27 protein-coding genes are annotated in these 23,064 nt (G+C 66.2%); 24 read left to right on the top strand and 3 right to left on the bottom strand.

The window, feature by feature from the left end; translation table 11 throughout:
• The 8 genes from BLM15_RS12485 to BLM15_RS12455 all read left to right on the top strand — a co-directional run bounded on the left by BLM15_RS12485 (window position 1) and on the right by BLM15_RS12455 (window position 6,997).
• Entirely contained in the window at window positions 1–894 is an 894-nt protein-coding gene (locus tag BLM15_RS12485; protein ID WP_126113064.1) for a PfkB family carbohydrate kinase, read from the top strand.
• Window positions 895–999: 105 nt separating this feature from the next.
• Window positions 1,000–1,857: an urease accessory protein UreD gene (locus BLM15_RS12480; RefSeq protein ID WP_126113063.1), complete on the top strand. Its 858-nt coding sequence runs from the start codon at window positions 1,000–1,002 to the stop codon at window positions 1,855–1,857.
• A gap of 10 nt (window positions 1,858–1,867) precedes the next feature.
• The gene (locus tag BLM15_RS31630) at window positions 1,868–2,215 is read left to right on the top strand and encodes a hypothetical protein (RefSeq protein ID WP_129267009.1); all 348 of its coding nucleotides are present in this window, start codon (window positions 1,868–1,870) and stop codon (window positions 2,213–2,215) included.
• Window positions 2,212–2,832, top strand: coding sequence for an urease subunit gamma (locus BLM15_RS12475; RefSeq protein WP_126113062.1), 621 nt, complete (start codon window positions 2,212–2,214; stop codon window positions 2,830–2,832). The genes BLM15_RS31630 and BLM15_RS12475 overlap by 4 nt, the downstream gene beginning before the upstream one ends.
• Before the next feature lie 120 nt (window positions 2,833–2,952).
• A complete protein-coding gene (locus BLM15_RS12470; RefSeq protein ID WP_126113061.1) occupies window positions 2,953–3,777 on the top strand; it encodes a DUF1003 domain-containing protein in 825 nt (274 codons plus the stop codon).
• 40 nt (window positions 3,778–3,817) lie between these two features.
• Window positions 3,818–5,554, top strand: a complete 1,737-nt coding sequence (gene ureC, locus BLM15_RS12465) for an urease subunit alpha (RefSeq protein WP_126113060.1) — start codon at window positions 3,818–3,820, stop codon at window positions 5,552–5,554.
• 69 nt (window positions 5,555–5,623) lie between these two features.
• Window positions 5,624–5,881, top strand: coding sequence for a hypothetical protein (locus tag BLM15_RS12460; RefSeq protein WP_126113059.1), 258 nt, complete (start codon window positions 5,624–5,626; stop codon window positions 5,879–5,881).
• Between the two features lie 87 nt (window positions 5,882–5,968).
• Window positions 5,969–6,997, top strand: coding sequence for an ABC transporter substrate-binding protein (locus tag BLM15_RS12455; protein ID WP_126113058.1), 1,029 nt, complete (start codon window positions 5,969–5,971; stop codon window positions 6,995–6,997).
• 71 nt (window positions 6,998–7,068) lie between these two features.
• Here the strand turns inward: BLM15_RS12455 and BLM15_RS12450 are convergent, their stop codons facing one another.
• Window positions 7,069–8,112: an amino acid ABC transporter substrate-binding protein gene (locus BLM15_RS12450; protein ID WP_126113057.1), complete on the bottom strand. Its 1,044-nt coding sequence runs from the start codon at window positions 8,110–8,112 to the stop codon at window positions 7,069–7,071.
• Between the two features lie 149 nt (window positions 8,113–8,261).
• Here BLM15_RS12450 and BLM15_RS12445 point away from each other — a divergent pair, with 149 nt between their 5' ends.
• The 10 genes from BLM15_RS12445 (at window position 8,262) to BLM15_RS12400 (ending at window position 14,500) form a co-directional block, all read left to right on the top strand.
• Window positions 8,262–8,570, top strand: coding sequence for a putative quinol monooxygenase (locus BLM15_RS12445; RefSeq protein ID WP_164547507.1), 309 nt, complete (start codon window positions 8,262–8,264; stop codon window positions 8,568–8,570).
• A gap of 23 nt (window positions 8,571–8,593) precedes the next feature.
• The gene (locus tag BLM15_RS12440; protein WP_126113055.1) at window positions 8,594–9,286 is read left to right on the top strand and encodes an urease accessory protein UreE; all 693 of its coding nucleotides are present in this window, start codon (window positions 8,594–8,596) and stop codon (window positions 9,284–9,286) included.
• A gap of 3 nt (window positions 9,287–9,289) precedes the next feature.
• Window positions 9,290–9,967, top strand: a complete 678-nt coding sequence (locus tag BLM15_RS12435) for an urease accessory protein UreF (protein WP_126113054.1) — start codon at window positions 9,290–9,292, stop codon at window positions 9,965–9,967.
• A complete protein-coding gene (locus BLM15_RS12430) occupies window positions 9,964–10,401 on the top strand; it encodes a DUF3995 domain-containing protein (RefSeq protein WP_164547506.1) in 438 nt (145 codons plus the stop codon). The genes BLM15_RS12435 and BLM15_RS12430 overlap by 4 nt, the downstream gene beginning before the upstream one ends.
• A 3-nt stretch (window positions 10,402–10,404) precedes the next feature.
• Complete coding sequence (gene ureG / locus BLM15_RS12425; RefSeq protein WP_126113052.1) at window positions 10,405–11,037, top strand: urease accessory protein UreG; 633 nt, start codon at window positions 10,405–10,407, stop codon at window positions 11,035–11,037.
• Window positions 11,038–11,076: 39 nt separating this feature from the next.
• Window positions 11,077–11,625 carry a HupE/UreJ family protein gene (locus tag BLM15_RS12420; protein WP_236846646.1) on the top strand — a complete coding sequence of 183 codons (549 nt, stop codon included), beginning with the start codon at window positions 11,077–11,079 and terminating at the stop codon, window positions 11,623–11,625.
• Between the two features lie 68 nt (window positions 11,626–11,693).
• A complete protein-coding gene (locus BLM15_RS12415) occupies window positions 11,694–12,836 on the top strand; it encodes an alpha-D-ribose 1-methylphosphonate 5-triphosphate diphosphatase (RefSeq protein ID WP_126113050.1) in 1,143 nt (380 codons plus the stop codon).
• Between the two features lie 70 nt (window positions 12,837–12,906).
• Window positions 12,907–13,299 (top strand): hypothetical protein, encoded by a 393-nt coding sequence (locus BLM15_RS12410; protein WP_126113049.1) that lies wholly within the window; start codon window positions 12,907–12,909, stop codon window positions 13,297–13,299.
• A 179-nt stretch (window positions 13,300–13,478) separates the two neighbouring features.
• Complete coding sequence (locus BLM15_RS12405; protein WP_236846645.1) at window positions 13,479–14,084, top strand: hypothetical protein; 606 nt, start codon at window positions 13,479–13,481, stop codon at window positions 14,082–14,084.
• Window positions 14,085–14,086: 2 nt separating this feature from the next.
• Window positions 14,087–14,500: a PIN-like domain-containing protein gene (locus BLM15_RS12400; protein WP_236846737.1), complete on the top strand. Its 414-nt coding sequence runs from the start codon at window positions 14,087–14,089 to the stop codon at window positions 14,498–14,500.
• Between the two features lie 16 nt (window positions 14,501–14,516).
• On the opposite strand, the gene uxuA is transcribed toward BLM15_RS12400, so the two are convergent.
• Window positions 14,517–15,713, bottom strand: a complete 1,197-nt coding sequence (gene uxuA, locus BLM15_RS12395; RefSeq protein ID WP_126113046.1) for a mannonate dehydratase — start codon at window positions 15,711–15,713, stop codon at window positions 14,517–14,519.
• Between the two features lie 39 nt (window positions 15,714–15,752).
• Window positions 15,753–16,448: a GntR family transcriptional regulator gene (locus BLM15_RS12390; protein WP_126113045.1), complete on the bottom strand. Its 696-nt coding sequence runs from the start codon at window positions 16,446–16,448 to the stop codon at window positions 15,753–15,755.
• 163 nt (window positions 16,449–16,611) lie between these two features.
• On the opposite strand from BLM15_RS12390, the gene BLM15_RS12385 reads away from it, so the two are divergent.
• From BLM15_RS12385 to BLM15_RS12360, 6 genes are all read left to right on the top strand, one after another.
• The gene (locus BLM15_RS12385; protein ID WP_126113044.1) at window positions 16,612–17,802 is read left to right on the top strand and encodes an extracellular solute-binding protein; all 1,191 of its coding nucleotides are present in this window, start codon (window positions 16,612–16,614) and stop codon (window positions 17,800–17,802) included.
• A gap of 103 nt (window positions 17,803–17,905) precedes the next feature.
• Window positions 17,906–18,979, top strand: coding sequence for an ABC transporter ATP-binding protein (locus BLM15_RS12380; RefSeq protein WP_126113043.1), 1,074 nt, complete (start codon window positions 17,906–17,908; stop codon window positions 18,977–18,979).
• Complete coding sequence (locus tag BLM15_RS12375; protein WP_126113042.1) at window positions 18,976–19,884, top strand: ABC transporter permease; 909 nt, start codon at window positions 18,976–18,978, stop codon at window positions 19,882–19,884. Before BLM15_RS12380 ends, BLM15_RS12375 begins: the two co-directional genes overlap by 4 nt.
• A 4-nt stretch (window positions 19,885–19,888) precedes the next feature.
• Window positions 19,889–20,719 carry an ABC transporter permease gene (locus BLM15_RS12370; RefSeq protein ID WP_057190182.1) on the top strand — a complete coding sequence of 277 codons (831 nt, stop codon included), beginning with the start codon at window positions 19,889–19,891 and terminating at the stop codon, window positions 20,717–20,719.
• 60 nt (window positions 20,720–20,779) lie between these two features.
• Entirely contained in the window at window positions 20,780–21,802 is a 1,023-nt protein-coding gene (locus BLM15_RS12365) for a DNA topoisomerase IB (RefSeq protein WP_126113041.1), read from the top strand.
• Between the two features lie 101 nt (window positions 21,803–21,903).
• Window positions 21,904–23,046 (top strand): amidohydrolase, encoded by a 1,143-nt coding sequence (locus BLM15_RS12360; RefSeq protein WP_126113040.1) that lies wholly within the window; start codon window positions 21,904–21,906, stop codon window positions 23,044–23,046.
• Window positions 23,047–23,064: the final 18 nt, after the last annotated feature.

The raw sequence follows: 23,064 nt of genomic DNA, 5'->3' as shown, positions 1-23,064 counted from the left end.
ATGGCCGGCGTCTTCTGTCTCGGTATCGCGACGCTCGACTATGTCTACAGCGTCGAGCGCGTCCCCAACCCCGGCGAGAAGGACCGGGCGCGCGATCTGGTCGTGACCGGCGGCGGCTGCGCCGGCAGCGGCTCGGCCGCGATCGGCCGACTCGGCGGCAAGGCCTGGCTGGCGACGCGCCTAGGCGACGACGCGGTCGGCGACACCATCGTCGGCCAATTGCAGCAGGACGGCGTCGACACCTCGCTCTCGCCACGCTTTCCCGGCTTGCGGTCGCCGGTCTCCTCGATCCTGATCGACGCCCAGGGCGAACGCATGGTCGTCTCCTATACCGACCCGAAGACGCCGCTGACGACCGACTGGCTGCCTGAGGCGCTGCCCGAAGGCGTCGACGGCGTGCTGGTCGATACGCGCTGGGGCGAGGGCTCGCTCGCGGCGCTGCAGCTTGCCCGCCAGGCCGGCGTGCCCGGCGTGATCGATGGCGACCGGCAGCCGACCCATCCGGAGATGGTGACCACCGCCAGCCATGTCGCCTTCAGCGAGAAGGCGCTGAGCGAGATCTCGGGCGGGCAGGAGCCGCGGGCGGCGCTGGAAGCGTTGGCGCGCGAAGCGGAGAACTGGCTGGCAGTGACGCTCGGCCCGCGCGGCGTGCTCTTCATGGAGAATGGCGGCATCGCCCATCTGCCGGCTTTCCCGATCGAGGCGGTCGATACGCTCGGCGCCGGCGATGTCTGGCATGGCGCCTTCGCGCTGGCGTTGGCCGAGGGGCAGGGGGAGCGCCAGGCGGTCCGCTTCGCCTCGGCGGTGGCCGCGATCAAATGCACCCGTTTCGGCGGCCGTGCCGGCACGCCGACGCGCGATGAGGTCGAGCGCTTCCTGGCGGCGCATCCGTAGCGCCGCGATCTGCCCGTTATTTGGGCAGTCGCGGCATCGTGGCCACTTGCCCGGCAAAGGGTAGCGCGGAACACTGCGTCTACCTTCCGCCGACCGACGCCTCCCATGTTCGCGCCTGCGCTGCCGCAATCACCCGAGCCGCTGTTGCCGGACTATGTCCGCGCCGATGGCGGCGTGCGCCTGCGCTTCGGCAAGGTCGGCGCGCGCAGCATGCGGCTGGAGGTCGCCGAGAGCGGCGGCTACCGCGCCCGTTTTCCAATGGCCTATGACGAGCGCTGTGAGGCCGTGCTGATCAATACGGCGGGCGGCATGGCGGGCGGCGACCGCGCCGTCACGCGGATCGCCCTCGATCCCGGTGCGCAGGCGGTCGTGACGACGCAGGCGGCGGAAAAGATCTACCGCAGCCAGGGCAGTGAGACGCGGGTCGAGACCCGGATCGATGTTGCTGATGGCGCCGAACTCGCCTGGCTGCCGCAGGAGACCATCCTGTTCTCCGGTTCCCGCCTGTCGCGCAGCCTCGATGTCGAGCTGGCGGCCGACGCTGGCTTCATCGCCGCTGAGACGCTCTATTTCGGCCGCACCGCCATGGGCGAGAGCCTGTCGCGCGGCCAGCTGCGTGATCGCTGGCGCATCCGTCGCGACGGCCGGCTGGTCTTCGCCGAGGACCTCAGGCTCGACGGCGCCATCGACGCGACCTTGGGTCGCAAGGCGGTCGGGCAGGGCGCGCGGGCCGCCGCGACGGTCCTCGCGGTGGGGCCTGGTCAGCCGGAAAAGCTCGGCGAAATCCGCGCCTTGCTCGCTGACGATCCGGCCTTCACCGAGGTCGAGGCCGGCGCCGGCATCCTCGATGGCTTCCTTCTGATCCGCCTCCTCTCCGCCGATGCGCAGGCGCTGCGTCGCGCCCTCGTCATGCTGCTCGGGCATCTGATCGGCCGTGCGCTGCCGCGCACCTGGTCAATCTGAGGAGAGCGTGATGCTGGCAATCCAGGGACTGAAATGCGTCTATGATACCGGCTCCCGCGGCTGGGCGATCGAGCTCGCGCTGAAGGGCGAAGGCGAAGAAGCCGTGCGCCGCTTCGATGTCGACGGCCCCGAGGATGCCGAGATGCTGATCGAGGCTTTCGACGAGTCGACCTCGAGCAGCTTCGATCCGGCGACGGGCGAAATCGTGTTCGCCTACGAATACGCCACCCTCGACGATGAAGACGAAGAGGACGAGGAAGAGGAAGGCGAAGAGGACGAGGACGGCGAGGAAGAGGACGACGCCGAAGTCTCCGAGGACGAAGCCGACGAAGACGAGAAAGAAAAGGTCAAGGCATGAATCTGACGCCGCGCGAGAAGGACAAGCTCATCATCGCCATGGCTGCCATGGTGGCGAGGCGAAGGCTCGAGCGCGGCGTCAAGCTCAACCATCCCGAAGCCGTCGCGCTGATCACCGACTTCGTGGTCGAGGGTGCGCGCGACGGCAAATCGGTCGCCGAATTGATGGAGGCCGGCGCCCATGTGCTCTCGGCCGATCAGGTCATGGATGGCATCGCCGAGATGCTTCACGACGTCCAGGTCGAGGCGACCTTCCCGGACGGCACCAAGCTCGTCACCGTTCACGAGCCGATCCGCGGTTCCAAGGGCAGGTTGAAGCCGGGTGAGGTGACGACGCTGCCGGGCGATCTCATCCTCAACGAGGGACGCGAGAGCCTGACGCTCACCGTCGCCAACACCGGCGATCGGCCGATCCAGGTCGGTTCGCACTATCATTTCTTCGAGGCCAATCCGGCGCTCGCCTTCGAGCGCGACAGGGCCCGTGGTTTCCGGCTCGATATTCCCGCCGGCACCGCCGTGCGCTTCGAGCCCGGCCAGACCCGCGAGGTCAGGCTTGTCGCGCTCGCCGGCAAGCGCGAGGTCTATGGCTTCCGCCAGGAGGTCATGGGCAAGCTGTGAGGCGGCGCCCGGGACCGCATTTGCGACGAGATTCCGCTTCAGCGTTGTGAGCGTAGCGTTGCCGGCTTCCGTCAGCCCGAGGCAGCTGCCATGCTCGAACGATCCTCAGGCCAGACCGCCATGCAAGACGACGCTGCACTCCCATCGCCCCCGACGCTCGAAAGCGCCAAGGCAAAACGGGGGATCTGCGCCATCAGCGGCGCCGAGCTCAGCCGCAAGAGCCTGATCGCGCTGGGAACCCTGCGGCCCTCGCTGGTCGAGCATATCCGGCGCGACTTTCCCGATCTCGACGACCACAGCCTGATCAGCCTCAAGGAGCTGACGCGTTACCGCACCCGCTATGTCGAGGAGATCCTGCGCGAGGAGCACGGCGAGTACACCGATCTCGACCGGGAGGTCGCCGAGAGCATCGCCCGCCAGGAGACCATCGCCGAGAATGTCGAGGATGATTTCGAGGAGCATCGCACCCTCGGCGAGCGTCTCTCCGACGGGCTCGCCAGCTTTGGCGGCTCATGGGCCTTCCTGATCAGTTTTGGCGTCGTGCTGGCGGTCTGGATGCTGGTCAACGTCGTCGCCGGGACGGGCGCTTTCGACCCTTATCCGTTCATCCTGCTCAACCTCGTGCTGTCCTGCATCGCCGCCATCCAGGCGCCGATCATCATGATGAGCCAGAAGCGGCAGGAGGCGAAAGACCGGCTGCGCTCCTTCAACGACTACCAGGTCAACTTGAAGGCCGAGCTCGAGGTCCGGCACCTGCACGAGAAGGTCGACCATCTGATCACGCGGCAATGGCAGCGTCTCGCCGAGATCCAGCAGGTCCAGCTCGAAATGCTGCAGGAAGCGCAATTGCCGAGGCGCAAGCCGAAGCGGCGCAAGAAGCCGGTGGCCAAGAAGAAGGTTGCTGCGATCCCGGTGGAGGCGCCGGAGCCGGGCTCGTTGGCCTGAAGCTTGCTCCGGGGACGATCAGAGATACGGGGATAAAACGATGCCTTTCGCCTTCCCGCGCAATGCTTATGCCGCGATGTTCGGCCCGACCACGGGCGACACGGTCCGCCTCGGCGACACCGAGCTCGTCATCAGGGTCGAGAAGGACTTCACCACCTATGGCGAGGAGGTGAAATTCGGCGGCGGCAAGGTCATCCGCGACGGCATGGGCCAAAGCCAAGTCCGGAACGCCGACGGCGCGGTCGATACCGTCATCACCAATGCGCTGATCCTCGACCATTGGGGCATCGTGAAAGCCGATATCGGCATCCGGGCCGGCCGCATCTGCGCCATCGGCAAGGCCGGCAATCCCGACATTCAGGCCGGCTTCGGCAATTTCGCGCCTGACGAGACGATCATCGTCGGCCCCGGCACCGAGGTCATCGCCGGCGAGGGCAAGATCGTCACCGCCGGCGGCTTCGACAGCCATATCCATTTCATCTGCCCGCAGCAGATCGAGGATGCGCTGATGAGCGGGCTGACCACCATGCTGGGCGGCGGTACCGGCCCGGCCCATGGCACGCTGGCGACGACCTGCACGCCGGGACCTTGGCATCTCGGCCAGATGATCAAGGCGGCCGAGGCCTTCCCGATGAACCTCGCCTTCGCCGGCAAGGGCAATGCCGCGCTGCCCGGCGCGCTCATCGAGATGATCGAGGCCGGGGCCTGTGCGCTCAAGCTGCACGAGGACTGGGGCACGACGCCGGGCGCGATCGACAACTGCCTTTCGGTCGCCGACGAATACGACATCCAGGTGATGATCCACACCGACACGCTGAACGAGTCGGGCTTCGTCGAGGACACGGTCGCGGCCTTCAAGGGCCGCACCATCCACGCCTTCCATACTGAGGGGGCGGGCGGCGGCCATGCACCGGATATCATGAAGGTCGCCGGGCTGCCGAACGTGCTGCCGTCCTCGACCAATCCGACCCGGCCCTTCACCGTCAACACGCTCGACGAGCATCTCGACATGCTGATGGTCTGCCATCATCTGTCGCCGTCGATCCCGGAGGATCTCGCTTTCGCCGAAAGCCGCATCCGCAAGGAAACGATCGCGGCCGAGGACATCCTGCACGATCTCGGTGCGCTCTCGATGATGTCCTCGGATAGCCAGGCCATGGGCCGCATCGGCGAGGTCATCACCCGCACCTGGCAGACCGCGCACAAGATGAAGGTCCAGCGCGGCCCGCTGCCGCAGGACGCCGGCACCGGCTCCGACAATTTCCGCGCCAAGCGCTATGTCGCCAAGTACACGATCAACCCCGCGATCTCGCATGGCATATCCAGGCATATCGGCTCGATCGAAGTCGGAAAGCTCGCCGATCTCGTCGTCTGGTCGCCCGCCTTCTTCGGCGCCAAGCCCGATCTCGTCGTCAAGGGTGGCATGATCGCGGCTGCCCCGATGGGCGATCCCAACGCTTCGATCCCGACGCCGCAGCCGGTGCATTACCGGCCGATGTTCGGCGCCTTCGGCAAGGCGGTGACGTCAACCTCGCTGGTCTTCGTCTCGCAGGCTGCGATGGCGAACGGGTTGAAGGACAGGCTCGGCACCGACAAGGAGATGGTCGCGGTCGAGAACACCCGCGGCGGCATCTCCAAGAAGAGCATGATCCACAACGACGCGACGCCGGACATCCAGATCGATCCGGAGACCTATGCGGTGGTCGCGGATGGCGAATTGCTGGTCTGCGAACCGGCGAAGGAATTGCCGCTGGCGCAGCGGTATTTCCTGTTCTGAGACGCAAGGGGGCGGGAACATCGCCGGTCACCTCGACGTTCCCTCCCATCGCAGATCAGGGAGGGAACCATGGCCAAGACTAAGACCGCCGGCCCCAAGGGTCAGCAGCCCGAAGCGCTTGCGACCTTTGCCGCCAGCGCCCGCAATGACGGCAAGAAGCCGAAGGAGATCGGGCTCGAAGCCACCAGGGCGACAAAGCCGCTGAAGACCTCCCCGGAAAAGAAGCAGGACGCTGCGACGAAGGTCCTGCGCGAAGGCGTGCTCGGCAAGGATCAGGGCGCCGACGAGGCGATCGACAAGCTGCCGGACAGGACGCGCCGGCACTGAGCGGCGGGCACCCTCTGCGGTTGACACCTGCGGGGCCTCTCTTTCTTGTAGGCGGCTAAAGAAAATCAGCCGTCCAGGGAGGTTGCCTTGTTCCGTCTTTCCCATGCTGCTGTGCTGGCCGGCACGGCTTTCGCTGCCTTTGCGACGCCTGCTGCCGCGCAGGGCCAGGTCACCGTCTACTGCTCGATCCTCGAAGAGCAGTGCCGTGAGGGCGCCTCGATCTTCGAGAAAGCGGCCGGCATCAAGGTCCAGATGGTGCGCAAAAGCACCGGCGAGGTCTATGCCCAGGTCAAAGCCGAGGCGACCAATCCGCGCGGCGACGTCTGGTGGGGCGGGCCGGGAGAGCCGCATCTGCAGGCGGCCGACGAGGGCTTGCTCGACGAATACAAGTCGCCCAAGCTGCCGGAGCTGCATGATTGGGCCAGGCGCCATGCCGAGCAGTCGAAGTTCCGCACCTCCGGCATTTACCTCGGCGTGCTCGGCATCAGCTACAACCTCGAGACCCTGAAAGGCAAGAAGCTAGCTGAGCCGAAATGCTGGGCCGATTTGCTCGACCCCAAGTTCAAGGACGAGGTCCAGATCGCCGATCCCAGCTCGTCCGGCACGGCCTATGTCTTCCTGGCGACGACCGTCCAGCGCCTCGGCGAGGACAAGGGCTTCGAGTTCCTCAAGAATCTGCACAAGAACATCAGCCAGTACACCAAGTCCGGCATCGCCCCGGTCAAGGCGACGGCGCTCGGCGAGACGGCGGTCGGCATCGCCTTCATGCACGACATGCTGACGCAGAAGCTGCAGGGCGCGCCGATCGGCATCGTCGCCCCTTGCGAGGGGACAGGCTATGAAACCGGCTCGGTCTCGGTAATCAAGGGCGGCAAGAATGCCGAGGCGGCGCGCAAGTTCGTCGATTTCACGCTCTCGCCGGAGGCGCAGGACATCAACGCCAAGCTCAAGATCAACTCGATCCCCTCTAACAGGAATTCCAAGCTCTCGCCCGATGCGCCGAAATTCGAGGAGATCAAGCTGATCGACTACGATACCCCGCGCTGGGGCAGCCCGGCCGAACGCTCGCGCCTCCTCAAGAAGTTCGACGACGAGGTGAAGGCGCTGCCGCGCTGAGTGCAGCTGCGTTTAGTAGCATTGGCCGGAGCCAGTGCTACTAAACCGCTGTTGTTGCGGGGTGCAGGAGATCACCGCACCGGCGGGGCGTATTGCAGGCCGCCCTGCGTCCACAGCCGGTTCATGCCGCGCGGCAGGTTGAGCGGCGATTTCGCGCCGAGATGCCGGTCGAAGCTCTCGCCGTAATTGCCGACCGCCTTGACGATACGCACCACCCAGTCGTTGGTGAGGCCGAGGCCCTCGCCGAACTTCCCCTCGGCTCCGAGCAGGCGCTTGATCTCGGGATTGGGCGACTTCACCATCTCGTCGACATTGGCCTGGGTGATGCCGAACTCCTCGGCGTTCAGCATGGCGTAGACGGTCCAGCGCACGATATCGAACCAGCCATCGTCGCCCTGGCGGACCCAGGGGCCGAGCGGCTCCTTCGAGATCATCTCGGGCAGGAGGTCGTGCTCGGCCGGGGCCTTGAGTTTCATCCGGTTCGCTGCCAGCTGCGACAGGTCGGTTGTGTAGGCATCGCAGCGCCCGGCCTCATAGGCCTGAATCGTCTCATCGAGCCCGGCATAGGCGATGACTTCGTATTTCATCCCGTGATTGCGGAAATAGTCGGCGAGGTTGAGCTCGGTCGTGGTGCCCTGCGCCACGCAGATCGAGGCGCCGTTGAGCGCTTTGATGTCCTTCACGCCCGTGCTCTTGCGCACGAGGAAGCCTTGGCCGTCGAAATAGTTGATCGCGGTGAAGTTGAGGCCGAAGCCGGCGTCGCGGCCGAGCGTCCAGGTCGTGGTGCGCGAGAGCACGTCGATCTCGCTGCTTTGCAGCACAGTCAGCCGGTCCTTCGAGGCGAGCGAGATGTACCTCGCCTTCTCTTGGTCGTTGAAGATCGCCGCGGCCAGGGCTCGGCAAAGATCGGTGTCGAAACCGCGCCATTGCCCCTGGGCATCGGGAAGCGAGAAGCCGGCGACGCCTTGGCTCGTTCCGCAGATCAGCTGGCCGCGCTGCTTGATGCGCTCCAGCGTCGTCTGGGCCTGGGCGGCCAGCGGAAGCGCCGCCGCGAGGCAAAGCCCTGCCAGGGCGCTGCCGAAATTGCGGGCGCGCCGTGCTGAAATTCTGAGCATGAGATTCCCCTGATTATTGGCCGGTCGATCTAACAGGCTCGCCGACGGACGAGCCAGAGGTATTTATGCGGCTAATCGATTGGGTGGTGCATCCGGGGGCGCATCTCCCGCGTATTGGATGGGCCTGTAACTATGGAGACCCGTCCAGCATGTCCGATCCCGTTCTCGTCATCGCCCGCGCCAAGGTCAGCTTCGCCGAGCGCGAGCGCTTCATGGCGGCGGCACGCGATTGCATCGCGGCAACGCGCCGCGAGCAGGGCTGCCTCGGCTACGACATCTATGAAAGCGCGACCGAGCCCGGCCAGTTCGTCAGCTTCGAGAGCTGGGAGGTGCGTGCTGATATCGACCGGCACATGCAGCAGCCGCACCTTCGGTCCTTCCTCGCCATCGTCGGGACTTGCGTCAGCGTCGCTCCAGTGATCGAAGTGGTGGAACCGCGATCGGTCGATCGCCTCTGATCCATTTCGCCACGGGTTTCGTCATGCAGCGCGCCATCTCCGTCGTCCGCAAGGCCGCGGTCAAGCAGGACCGGGTCGTCGAGACCCTCACCCTCGACCATGAGGATCGCAACCGCCGCCGCGTTGCGCTGAAAGGCGATGGTGGGCAGGATATCCTGCTCGATCTCGACAAGCCGACCGCGCTGAATGACGGCGATGCGGTCAAGCTTGAGGACGGCTCGCTCGTCCTGATCAAGGCGGCCGCGCAGAAGCTGATCGAGATCACCGCCGAGAATCCGCTGCGGCTGGCGCGCGTCGCCTGGCATATCGGCAACCGCCACACCCCGGCCGAGATCACTGCGACCGCGATCTATATCGAGCACGACCATGTGCTGGCCGAGATGGTCCGCGGCCAGGGCTGCGCGATGACCGATGTCGAGCGGCCGTTCCAGCCTGAGCGCGGCGCCTATGACCATGATCACGCCGATTGCGGCCATGACCATCACGGGCACCATCATCACGATCACGGTCATGAGCATGGCCACGACCACGGCCATTCCCATGCCGGCCACAGTCATGATCATGGCCACGAGCATGAGCACGCACATGAGCACGCCCATGGCGCCTCCTGCGGCTGCGGCCACGATCACCACCATCATGACGATCACGGCCACAAGCACGACCATGGCCATCATGGCCATGAGCATGGCCACAAGGGCCACAAGCACGATCACTGAGCCATGCAGGGCGCGCTCCTGCCCCTGATGATCTGGCTCTCGCCGGCCTTCCCGGTCGGCGGCTTCGCCTATTCGCACGGGCTGGAATGGGCTTTCGAGGTCGGCGATCTCACCGACGTCGATGGCCTCGCCGACTGGCTCGATGCCCTCATCGAGCACGGAGCCCTGCGCAACGACCTCATCCTCTTCGCCGCGTCCTGGCGTGCCAGCGGCGCGGACGACGCGAAGGCGCTGCGGGAGATCGCCGAACTGGCGCTCGCCCTGGCGAATTCGGCCGAGCGCCGGCTCGAGACGGTGACCCAGGGCAATGCCTTCGTCTCGGCGATCGCCGCCTCCTGGCCGTGCGCATCCATCGAGGGGCTGCGCGCCGCCTGGCCGGGCGACGTCGCCTATCCCATCGCGGTCGGCGTCGCCGCCAGCGGCCATGGCCTGCCGTTGCAGCCATCGCTCGAGGCCTTCGCGCTCGCCTTCGTCGCCAATCTCGTCTCAGCCGCCGTCCGGCTCGGCATCATCGGCCAGACCGACGGCCAGAGGGTCATCGCCCGGCTGACTCCGGTTCTGCATGAGGCGGCCGTTCGGGCTGAGGCCATGACGCTCGACGACCTCGGCGGCTGCGTCTTCCGCTCCGATCTCGCCTCGCTGCGGCACGAGACCCAGTATTCGCGGCTGTTCCGCTCGTGACCGCCGCCATCGCCATCATATTGGCATTGCTCCTGGCCGTGATCGCCGGCCTGCATGCCTATTGGGGCCGGGGCGGGCTCTGGCCGGCGACGAATGAGCAGGAGCTGATCGCCACCGTCATCGGCAATGCCGGGGCGAAGCGCATGCCGTCGCCCGGCCTGTGCCTGCTGGTCGCGCTGGCTATTGCTGTGACGGCAATCTGGCCGCTGCTTCTGGTGCAGGTATCTGGCACGGCCTCCCTACGACCGCTACTCCAGCTCGGCGGCTACGCGATCATGGCGGTGTTCTTGCTTCGCGGCGTCGCCGGCTTCCTGCCGGTCTGGCGGCGGCTGCATCCGCGCGAGCCATTCGCCAGCTATGATCGCCGCTATTACTCGCCGCTCTGCCTGCTGATCGCCGCGGGCTACGCGGTACTGCTCCTGCAAGGACCCTGATTGATGACCCGCTCACCCCACGGCCCCTTGCGCGTCGGCATCGGCGGCCCGGTCGGCTCCGGCAAGACCGCGCTGATGGAAGCGCTCTGCAAGCGCATGCGCGACCGCTACGAGATCTGCGCCATCACCAACGACATCTACACCAAGGAGGACGCCCGCATCCTCACCGTCTCCGGCGCCCTGCCGGAGGAACGGATCATGGGCGTCGAGACCGGTGGCTGCCCGCATACCGCGATCCGCGAGGATTGCTCGATCAACCTCGCCGCAGTCGCGGAGATGCGCGGCAAGTTCCCCTCGCTCGACCTGATCCTGATCGAATCCGGCGGCGACAATCTCGCCGCGACCTTCTCGCCCGAGCTGGCGGACCTCACGATCTACGTGATCGACGTCGCCGCCGGCGAGAAGATCCCGCGCAAGGGCGGGCCAGGCATCACCCGCTCCGACCTGCTCGTCATCAACAAGACCGACCTCGCCCCGCATGTCGGCGCGGATCTTGCTGTGATGGACCGGGACTCGAAGACCATGCGCGGCAAGCGCCCCTATGCCTTCACCAATACGCGGGCGGGGGAGGGCGTTGACCTGGTCGTCGACTTCATCGAGACCGCCGGCGGGTTGAAAGCGCCGGCCCAGAGCTGAAGATAGGACCTGACGATGCGCGCGACCGGATCTCTTGCCATGCTGCTCACCCTCGTTTCGGCCCCGGCCTTCGCCCATACCGGCGCTGGGCCGGTCGATGGCTTCGTTCACGGGCTGGTGCATCCGCTGACCGGGCTCGACCATGTGCTGGCCATGGTCGCAGTCGGCCTCTGGGCCGGGCTCGTCGGTGGCAAGGCGCGCATCGCCTATCCGGCGGCCTTCGTCGGCACGATGGCGCTGGCCGGCGCCTGGGGCATGTCGGGCGGCACTCTGCCGGGCGTCGAGATCGGCATCGCCTTCTCGGTGATCATCCTCGGTGCCGCGGTCGCGCTGAAGGCCTCGCCGCCGCTCGCTGCTGGCACACTCGCCTGCGGCATCCTCGCCATCTTCCACGGCTTCGCCCATGGCGCCGAATTGCCGGAGAACGCCAGCGGGCTTGCCTATGCAGCCGGTTTCATCGTCGCGACGGCCGCGCTCCACCTCGTCGGCATCCTGCTGGCCGGCGCTCTCGCCACCCGCGCGCCGCTTTTCGCCCGCGTCGCCGGCGGCGGGCTCGTCCTTGCAGGCGTCGCGCTCCTCGCCAGCTGAGGCGAGCGTCATCGCCATGTCATAAGGAGCAGCCAAGCGCGCCGTCCTTTCAGAGACGGAGGCGGGGCATGAGTCTGCATATAACCGGCGGCGAGGTGCTGACCGACGCGCTCGTCCGTGCCGACGTCGTCACAGAAGGGGAGGCCATCGCCGCACTGGACGGCGCCGCTCCGGCCAGGGCGCTGCAAATCGACGCCACCGGCCTCTACGTCCTGCCCGGCATCGTCGACTGCCATGGCGACGCCTTCGAACGCCACATCATGCCGCGGCCGAGCGTCTCCTTCGACATCGATCTCGCTTTGCGCGACGCCGACCGCGCCATCCTGGCGAGCGGCATCACCACGGCCTTCCACGGCGTCACCTGGTCCTGGGAACCCGGCCTGCGCGGTGCCGACAACGCCCGCCAACTGGTCGAGCGGATCGCGGCGCTGAAGCCCGAGCTCGGCGCCGACACGCGCTTCCACCTGCGCCACGAGACCTTCAATCTCGCCGCCGAGGCCGAGATCGTCGACTGGCTCGGCACTGGCCGTGTCGGCGTGCTCGCCTTCAACGACCATACCGGCGGCATCCTGAAATCGAGCAGCCGGCCGGGCAAGGTCGCCAAAATGGTCGAGCGTACCGGGCTGACGCATGAGGACTTCATGGCGCTGGCCGAGAATGTCTGGGCGCGCAAGGACGAGGTCCCGGGCTCGATCGAGCGGCTAGCGGCGGCGGCACGCGCTGCCGGTGTGCCCGTCATGTCGCATGACGACATGACCCCTGAGATGCGGCGCTGGTATCGCGGCCTTGGCGTCACCGTCGCCGAATTCCCGATCAACGAGGCGACGACACGCGAGGCCGCCGCCCATGGCGAGGCGGTCGTCTTCGGCGCGCCGAACGTGGTGCGCGGCGGCTCACATCTTGATTGCCCGGCGGCCGAGGCGATGGTGCGGGCAGGGCTCTGCACCATCCTGGCTTCGGACTATTATTATCCGGCCCTGCCGCTCGCGCCCTTTATCCTCGTGCGCAAGGGCGCCGCGGATTTCGCCACCGCCTGGCGCCTGGTCTCGCAGGGGCCGGCAGAGGCGCTTGGGCTGACTGATCGCGGCCTGATCGCGCCCGGCAAGCGCGCCGACCTCGTCCTGGTCGCACCGGAGCCGCAGCCGCGCGTCGTCGCGACGATTTCCGGGGGTAGGCTGGTGCATCTGGCGGATCAGCGCATTCTCGCCTGATCGACCTCGCTGGTTGCCGGCCACGTCGCTGCAACCTAGGATTTCAGCCTGCGGGCAAGGGGAGAGGACGATGGCGCGCTGGTCCGACTCGATGAAGCTGTCCGAGTACAAGGAATACGAGACCTATCTGCTGGTCCCGGGCGTCTACGAGATCGGCTATATCCAGCGCGAGACCTTCTACCCGAAATATATCGGCAAGGCGCCGGTGACGCTCTACCAGCGCATCCGCACCTATGGGCGCGATCTCGGACGCAGCTCCCACAACCGCTTCATCCGCGAGCTGGTCGAGGTCAACTATCACCGTCTCTGGTTTCATGTCATCCGCGTCAGCCGCCCCGGCGGGGCGGCGCTGCGCGAGGCTCTGCTGATGAACCGGCTGAGCATCGGTGAGGGCGGCCTCTACGAATGGAACTGCCGCTACGAATACGCGCCGCTGACTGAGGCGGGGTATGTGCTGAGGTAGGCCTAGGCCGTTGGGACCTTCGTTGACGAACGGCAGCTCGACGCTCATCATTTACTGACCTGGTCGGAATCGGCCAACTTGAAAGCATTCCCTTGAACCAACTCGTCGGTATAGGCCTATACACGCCTGCGGAGGCAGCTCGCCTTGTCGCAGTGCCTGCCGCGAAGATATCGCGGTGGTTGACCGGGCATTACATGAAAGGTCGGTTCTACGAGCCGCTCTGGCGTTCTCAGATCGATTTGCAGGATGACAAAGTCTATCTCGGTTTTCGCGATTTGATGGAGGTCCGCGTCGCAAACGCGCTCATGGGGGTTGGTGTCAGCGCAATCCGTGTCCGAGCTGCAATTGAAATGGCGCGCGAGGTCTACGGAGTAGAGCGGCCGCTCTCAACCGAGAGTTTCCGCCACAATGGCCGCGATATTTTCATGAAGGTAATTGACCGCGACGCCAACGGTGCGGAACGGGAGCAGCTCCTTAATACGTTTCGGCGGCAGTATGAATTTACAGCGGTCGTCGAGCCGTCTCTGAAGCACATCGAATTCGATAATGCCGGGACGCCGCGGCTGTGGTGGCCTAAAGGCAAGGGTACCCAGATCGTCGTCGACCCGGCTCGCGCTTTCGGCCAACCCATAGACGCTTCATCAAGCGTGCCAACGTCTGTTCTTGCAGCAGCAGGGCGATATCAAGGCGTGGAAATGGCGGCGAAAGCCTATGACGTCACGGCGGCGGCGATCCGCCGGTCCATGAAGTTCGAGGATGAAATCGCGGTGAGGCTTGCCGCTTGAAGGTGCTGCTCGACAACTGCCTAGCACCGGTATTTGCGAGCACCCTCGATGGGTTCGTCAGTCATTTCGGACACCGCGCATTCCACATTAAGGATATGAATGAGCTGCCACGTGGCCGCGATACTGCGGACCTCGAATGGATAGAATTCCTGCGCGCATCGAATGATCTGTGGATCTTCATATCGGGCGATGGCCGCATTCTAAAGAACAAGGCTGAGCGCGCAGCGCTCCGCTCCGCCGGCCTCCATGGCTTCGTGCTAGCGCCAGCGTACCAGAAAGCTCCATTGCCTCAGGTTGCAGCTACTCTCGTATGGCGTTGGCCGGATATTATCAAAGTAACGGAACTTCTGGCGCCACCCGCGATGCACGAGATACCTATCGGCAAGGCAACGAAGTTGCGCCAATTGCCGATATAGGCAGTTCGATTTCTACTCAGCTCGCATACCCTTTCATACTCGCCAGCGCCGTCATCACGCCGCGCAGCTCCGCCAGACCACGCAGGCGGCCGACCGCCGGATAGCCGGGGAAAGAGCCCTTCTTGGCGTCGTCGAGCAATTCATGGCCGTGGTCGGGGCGCATCGGGATGCGCCAGTGCTTCCAGCCGGCGGCCTTGCGCCGCGTCTGCTCGGCCATCAGCGCGTCGACCAACGCGACCATGTCGGTGTCGCCGCCGAGATGCTCGGCCTCCATGAAGGAGCCGTCCGGGTCCTTGGCGACGTTACGCAGATGCGCGAACCAGATCTTGTCGGCGAAGCGGCGCGCGATCCCCGGCACGTCGTTCTTCGGATTGGCGCCGAGCGAGCCGGAGCAGAGGGTGAGCCCGTTCGAGGGGCTGTCGACCGCGCCGAGGATGAAGGCGATATCGTCCTCGTTCGAGCAGATGCGCGGCAGGCCGAAGAGCGGCCGCGGCGGGTCGTCCGGATGGATGCACATGCGGATGCCGACCTCTTCCGCGGTCGGGATGACCGCTTCGAGGAAGCGCTTGAGGTTGGCGCGCAGGCCGTCATGGCTCATATCGGCATAGCGCGCGAGGATGCGCTTCAGGCCCGCCACGTCGTAGCGGTCATAGGCGCCGGGCAGGCCGGCCATGATGTTAGCCATCAGCTTAGTGCGGTCGGCCTCGGAGGAGCGCTCGAACCAGGCCTTGGCCTTGTCCATGACCTCGGCCGAATGGCCTTCGTCGGCGCCCGGCCGCTGCAGCATGAAATGGTCGACGACGACATATTCGTGCAGGTTGAAGCGCAGCGCCGTGCCGCCGCCGGGCAACGGCTGGGCGAGGTCGGTGCGGGTCCAGTCCAGCACCGGCATGAAGTTGTAGCAGACCACCTCGATGCCGCAGGCGGCGAGATTGCGCAGCGACTGGCGGTAATTGGCGAAGATGCTCTCGAGGTCGCCTTCGCCGATCTTGACGTCCTCGTGGATGGGCAGGCTCTCGACCACCGACCAGCGCAGGCCGAAGCTCTTGTCGGCTTCGATGATCGCCTTGCGCTTTTCGATTTCCTCGACACTCCAGACCACGCCATAGGGGATCTGATGGAGCGCGTTGACGATGCCGCGCGCGCCCGCCTGCCGGGCCTGGGCGAGCGTCACCACATCGTCCGGGCCGAACCAGCGCCAGGTCTGTTCCATCGTCTCTGTCCTTTTTAGGCGCCGTCTGTCGCGGCTTCGTCAGGTGGGTTTGCTGAGCCCGCCATTCGCGGCGAAGGCGTCGACATGGTCGCGCGCGATCGTCTCGATGGCGTCGAAGACGGTGCGCAGATGCGCCCGCATGGTGCGCTCGGCCTTGGCCACGTCGCCAGCGCTGACCGCTTCCGCGATCTGGCGGTGCTCGTTCAAAATCATCTCCGACCAGCCGCCGGTATCGAGCGACAGGCAGCGCACCCGGTCGAGCTGGGCCTTGACGCTCTCGATCAGGCCCCAGACGGACGGATGGCCGGAGAGCCGCGCCAGCTCCGCATGGAATTCCTCGTCGCCGCGGAAGAAACCGGCGCGGTCACCCTCGACGAGCGCCTGCTCCTGCTGCTGGATGGTGGCTGCGAGGGCGGTTTTACCCGCGTCGTCAATGTTCTGCGCCGCCAGCACGACCGTTCGGCATTCCAGCGTCTCGCGCACGAACTGGCTGTCATAAACCGCGGCGAGGTCGATCGGCGCGACGAAGGTGCCGACCTGCGGCACGACCACGAGGAAGCCGTCCTCGACCAGCCGCTTGAACGACTCGCGCACCGGCGTGCGGCTGACGCCGAACTGCAGGGCCATGCGCGCTTCCGAGATCGACTCGCCCGGACGCAGCACCGCGTTCAGGATGTCGCCGCGCAACGCCCGGTAGATCTGGTCGGTGCTCTGTCTCGCCGCGGCGATGCCCATTGCCAAGCTCTTGTTCACTAGTATACTAGGATACCGGCTCGAACGGAGGCGTCAACTCCGAAAGCCGCGAATTCAATAGAAGCCGGTGCTAAAAGTGCCGCAAGAGCCCGCTTTTCACGGGCTGGGGAAACAGCAGGCGGCGAGGCCGCCGGGAGGGGAGATCATGGTCCAGGATACGATCCATCGCCGTACATTCCTCGGCGGCGTCGCTGGCATGGCCGGTATCGCGGCCGCGCCCGGAGCCTTTGCTCAAACGCTCAAGCTGCCGGCGTCCCCGCTGACGATCAGCGTTATCGACGTCGGCGGCGCGCTTGCGCTGGTCCAGACGCCGCTGGAGAACTACCCCAAGGCAAATCCCAAGGCCGTCTCGCGGATGGTCTTCACCAAGGCGCCCGCGCCCGAATTGCCAGCCAAGCTGAAGGCGCAGCAGGATGCCGGCCGCCTCGATATCGACTTCGTCATCGGCGGCCTCGACGTGCTCTCTGCCGGCATCGACCAGAAGCTCTGGGTCGAATTGCTGCCGCGCTTCGCCGCCGACCTGCCCAAGCCCGATGACATCTACCTGAAGCCGGCGCTCGCCATGCACAATCTCGGGCGCGGCCAGGCCATGGCGATGGTCTATTATCCGTCCGGCCCGCTGCTCGAATACATGCCCGACAAGGTCAAGACCCCACCGACCACGGCGCAGGAGCTGCTCGACTGGACGAAGCAGAACAAGAACCGCTTCCTCTATGCCCGCCCGGCCAATTCCGGCCCCGGCCGCACCTTCATCATGGGCTTGCCCTACATCCTCGGCGACAGCGATCCCAAGGATCCGGCCAAGGGCTGGGACAAGACCTGGGCCTATCTAAAGGCGCTGGGCGAGAACATCGAATATTATCCCGGCGGCACCGGCGCGACGATGAAGGAGCTCGGCGACGGCTCGCGCGACATCATCGTCAGCACGACCGGCTGGGACATCAACCCGCGTGTCCTCGGCGTCGTGCCGAAGGAGGCGAAGATCCAGGCGCTAAAGGGTTTCCACTGGGTCACGGACGCCCAGTACATGATGATCCCCAAGGGCGTCTCCGACGAGAAGCTCGCCGTGCTGCTCGACCTGATCCGCCACATGCTGACGCCGCAGCAGCAGGCCTATACCTATGACGAGGGCTATTTCTATCCGGGCCCGGCGGTGAAGGACGTGCCGCTCTCGATGGCGCCGGAGTCGAGCCAGAAGGCGATCCGCGAATACGGCCGGCCGGAATACGACAAGCTGATCGCGGATAACCCGATGGAGACCCCGCTCGAGCCCGAGAAGATGGTCGTCGCCTTCCGCATCTGGGACGAGCAGGTCGGCGGCGCCAAGCGCAAATAGCCTTTGCTGACATCAACGAGCAGGCCGGTTCTTGACCGGCCTGCCGCCTTGCTGTCGCTCGTCGGCAGCTACCAGTCCATCCGTTCGAACTTGATGGTCCTTCATGTCGATACACGCCGCGAATTTCCGCGAACTCAGGCTCGACCGGCTCTGCCGCGATTTCGGGACGCATAACGCCGTCAAGGACGTCTCGCTGACGATCAAGCAGGGCGAGTTCATCGCGCTGCTCGGTCCGTCGGGCTGCGGCAAGTCGACGACGCTGAACCTGATCGCCGGCCTCTTGCCCGCGACCGGCGGCGGCATCTGGCTCGACGAGAAGCGCATCGATCCGCTCCGCCCGGAGGAGCGTGGCTTCGGCATGGTCTTCCAGAGCTACGCGCTCTTCCCGCACATGACCGTGCGCAAGAATATCGGCTTCGGCCTCAAGATGCGCGGCATGCCCAGGGCCGAGAGCGACCAGCGCGTCGCGGAAGCCGTCGCGCTGGTCCGCCTGCAGGGCCAGGAGGCTAAGCTGCCCGGCCAGCTCTCCGGTGGCCAGCAGCAGCGTGTCGCCATCGCCCGCGCCATCGCAGTGCAGCCGCCGCTCGTGCTGATGGACGAGCCGCTCTCCAATCTCGATGCCAAGCTGCGTCTCGAGATGCGCGCCGAGATCCGGCGCATCCACAACACGCTCGGCGCGACCACCATCTACGTCACGCACGACCAAGAGGAGGCGCTCTCGCTCGCCGACCGGATCGTGGTCATGCGCGATGGCGAGATCCGCCAGGTCGGCGGGCCGGAGGATTTGTTTTCGCGGCCGGACCACATCGACGTCGCCGAGTTCATGGGCTTCCGCAACAAGGTCGCCGGCCGCGTTGCCTCCGTCACTGAGGGGCTGGCGACGGTCACATGCGGCGAAGTCGGCGTCACCGGACGCGTAAGATCGCAAGTCGTGGCCGGGCAGGGCGCCCATATCTCGATCCGCCCCGAGGACCTGCATCCGGTCGCGGACGGTGCTCCGGGGCTCAAGGCCAAGGTCGTCTCGACCGAATTCCATGGCCGCGAATTCGTCGGTTTTGCGCGGATGGCGGACGACACGCCGCTGACTTTCCTGGCCGATAGCCGTATCGCTCCCGGCACCGAGATCCGCCTCGCCGCAGCTCCGGATCGCGTCCTCGTCTTCGGAGAGGGCGCATGAGCACCGTGCCAGGCGCTGCGTCCAGCATCGCCGAGATTCCGCTCAAGCAGCGCCTCGCCGCGCGGGGCCTCGACGGGCTGACCCTGCTCGTCCTGCCGGCGGTGATCTTCCTGCTGGCGCTGTTCATCTACCCGTTCTTCTACGGGCTGTTCCTGTCCTTCAATCCGAAGGCGGGCGGGGCGCTGGCGAACTACCAGCGCTTCTTCTCGGATTCCTTCCTCTACGGCACGATCGCGACCACGCTCTGGCTCGCCATGCCGGTGACGATCCTGACGCTGCTGCTGGCGATCCCGATCGCCTTCCGCGTCAGGCTGATGGAGAACCAGCGCCTGCTCACCACCATCCTGGTGATTCCGATCACGCTCGGCACCGTGCTGGTTGCGGAAGGGCTCCTGAACTATCTCGGCCCGCAGGGTTGGTTCAACCGGACGCTGATGGCGATCGGCCTGATCTCAAGCCCGGTGAAGCTCCTGCACAATTACTGGGGCGTGATGATCTCGCTGGTCATCACCGGCTTTCCCTTCACCTTCCTCTTGACCCTGTCCTATCTCAGCGGCGTCGATCCGGCGCTGGAGCAGGCCGGCGCGACGCTCGGCGCCGGCCCATGGGAGCGCTTCAAGCACATCCTCCTGCCGCTGCTGCTGCCTGGCCTCGCGATCACCTTCTGCCTCAGCTTCGTCCAGGCCTTCTCGGTCTTTCCCTCGGCGGTGCTGTTAGGGGCGCCTGCGGGTCCTACGCGCGTCATTTCGATCGCCGCCTACCAGGCCGCCTTCGAGGAATACGACTACTCGATGGCCTCGGCCGTCGCGATGATCATGGGCGTGGTCCAGCTCGCAATCGTCGTCGCGGTTCTGGGCCTGCGCGGGATGCTCTATCGCGGCCCGGCCGGCGGCGGGAAGGGCTGATCCGATGGTCAAGGACACCCGCCTTTCCACCAAGCTCTGGGCCGCGGCCAACTGGACGCTGATCGGCTTCTTCATCGTCAACCTGTTCGGCATGATCGCGGCGGTGGTGACGAGCTCGTTCTCGACACGCTGGCTGCGCTCCTGGCTGCCGGATGGCTGGACGACGCGCTGGTATGGCGCCGCCTGGAGCGAGTTCCAGCTCGGCGACGTGCTCACGGTCACCTTCCAGATCGTCTTCCTCGTCGTCTTCTTGTCAGGGTTGATCGGCGTACCCGCTGCCTATGCGCTGGCGCGGCGCGATTTCCCCGGCAAGAAGCTGGTGATGCTGCTCTTCCTGCTGCCGCTGCTGGTTCCGCCGATCACCTTCGGCATCCCGCTCGCGACCGTGCTCTACCGCACCGGCCTCGCCGGCTCGATGTCGGGCGTGGTGCTCGCTAATCTCGTGCCGACGGTGCCTTTCGTCATCCTGGTGATGATCCCGTTCATCGAGCAGATCGACACCAAGATCGAGGCGGCGGCGCGCGTCTTCGGCGCCAACACCTTCAAGCTCTTCGTCTACGTGCTGCTGCCGCTGCTGATGCCCGGCATCCTCGCCGCGCTGCTGCTCGTGCTGGTCCGCACGATCGCGATGTTCGAGCTGACCTTCCTCACGGCCGGCCCGACCAGCCAGACCCTGGTCGTCGCGCTCTATTACGCCGTCTTCGCCGCCGGCGTGCGCGCCGTGCAGTCGATCGACGCCATGGCGGTGATCTACATGGTGACGACGCTGATCTGGCTCATCATCGCGCTGCGCTTCGTCAACCCGACGCAGATCGTGGCGCGGGCGAAGCGCTAGGCTGGAACATCCGGCCACGTCCCGCATTCCTCCGCAGCCGGTCGAGCTGCGGAGGCGCTGATGGTCACGAAGGGCAAGGGAAGCGCCGCAGCGAGCAAGGGCCGCCTGCGCCGCGTCAGCGTCGATGACCTCACCATCCGCCGCGTCAGGGTCGGCCGCAATTTCGGCTATCGCGATGCCGATGGCGGCAGGATCACCGATGACGAGACGCTCGCCCGCATCCGCTCACTGGCGATCCCGCCGGCCTACCAGGATGTGCTGATCGCCGCTGATCCGCGCGCCCACCTCCAGGCGGCCGGCCGCGACGACGCCGGGCGTATCCAGCACCGCTATCACCCCGATTGGGAGAAGGTGCGCGAGCGCCGAAAGCTGAAGCGCCTCGGCCGCCTGATCGACGCGCTGCCGAAACTGCGCGAGCGCATCGCTGCCGATCTGAAGGATCGCACGCTGACACGCGCCAAGGCGCTCGCCTGCGCTGCCGCGATCATCGATCGCTGCCATATCCGCGTCGGCAACGAGGTCTATGCCCGCACCAACGGTAGCCATGGCGCCTCAACCCTGCTCAAGCGCCACGTCTCCGTCGACGGCAGGCATGTCGCGCTCTCCTTCCGTGGCAAGGGCGGCAAGGACGTCGCCTGCGGGCGTGACGACGCCCCGCTTGCCCGTGCCCTGACGCGGTTGAAGACCTTGCCCGGCAAGCGCCTGTTCCAGTACTGCGCCGAGGGAGGCCCAGTCGCCGCGATCAACGCGGCCGACATCAACGCTTATCTGAAGGAGGCGTCCGGCCTGCCGGTGTCGAGCAAGGACCTGCGCATGCTCGCAGCCAATGCCGCCGCCGCCGAGCTGCTGCTCTCGACCGACATCGCCGCCAGCGAGCGTGGCCGCAAGCGCCAGCTCGCCGACATCATGCGCGCCATCGCCGAGCGGCTGGTCAACACGCCTGCCGTGGTGCGCAAGAGCTATGTCCACGCCATCGTCGTCGATGCCTATGCCAGCGGCCGCCTCAGCCGCGCCTATCGCAAAGCGCGCGGCCGCGGCGGCTGCTCGCGCATTGAGCGGGCGCTGGGATTGCTGGCGGCGTGAGCGGAATGCATGACCGTCTGCCTCGGCCTGGCGTCGCCGGGGGTTGAACCAGCCGGCGCGCTGGTGATGCTCGGAGCAAATCATCCGAGGAAGCGCCACGCATGTTTCTCACCAATTCCGACATGGTCGAGCTGATCGAGCTGCGCCATGCCCTGCATCGTGCGCCGGAGATCTCCGGTGAGGAGCGCGAGACGGCAAAGGCGATCGTCGGCTTCCTTGAGCCGAGCGCGCCCGACCGCATCGTCACCGATCTCGGTGGCCATGGCGTCGCTGCGATCTATGAAGGTGCCGAGCCCGGCCCGACCGTGCTGATCCGCTGCGAGCTCGACGCTCTGCCGATCGAGGACCTTTCCGGCGTGCCGCATTCGTCGCAGGTCGCGGGCAAGGGGCATCTCTGCGGCCATGACGGCCATATGACCACGGTCGCGGCCCTGTCGCGCGGACTCGGCCGCCAGCGGCCGCAGCGCGGGCGCGCTATCCTCCTCTTCCAGCCGGCGGAGGAGACCGGGGCAGGGGCAGCCGCGGTAATCGCCGACCCGAAATTCCCCGAGATCGCGCCCGACTTCTCGTTCTCGCTGCACAACAAGCCCGGCCTGCCATTGGGCTCTGTGCGGATTTCGGAGGGGCCGGCCAATTGCGCCTCGCGCGGGCTGAAGATCGTGCTGACCGGCCATACCTCGCATGCCGCGACGCCGGAACACGCGGTCTCGCCGATGAAGGCGCTCGCTCGCCTGATGCCGGAACTGACTGCGCTCGGCCCGGGCGGTGCCCTTGAGGGCAACTACCGCCTCGTCACCGTCACCCATGCCAGCATGGGGGAACCGGCCTTCGGCATCACGCCCGGCCACGCCGAGCTCTGGGCGACGCTGCGCACGCTGAACGATGGGCTGATGGGCTCGCTTTGCGCCGAGGCCGAGGCGCTGGTCCGCGAGGCCGCTTCCGCCGGCGGGCTCTCGGTGGCGATGGATTACCACGACGTCTTCCATCACTGCGAAAACCATCCCGAGGCGGTCGCGCATCTGCGTCGCGCTTGCGACGAGGAGGGCATCGCGCGTGGCGAGACGCCGCCGCAGCGCGGCTCCGAGGATTTCGGCCTGTTCGGCCGCTCCTCGAAATCGGCGATGTTCCTGCTCGGCTCCGGCGACACCCCGCCGCTGCATAATCCCGATTACGACTTCCCTGACGCTATCATCGCGCCCGGCGCCCGCGTCTTCATGCGCACGGTCCGCAATCTGCTCGGTTAGCGGTCGCATACTCCTGCG

Source organism: Bosea sp. Tri-49, from assembly GCF_003952665.1.
In the GTDB taxonomy this organism is placed as follows: Bacteria; Pseudomonadota; Alphaproteobacteria; order Rhizobiales; family Beijerinckiaceae; genus Allobosea.
The sequence above is the reverse complement of the archived record's forward strand: the minus strand, read 5'-3'. Positions and strand labels throughout refer to the sequence as shown.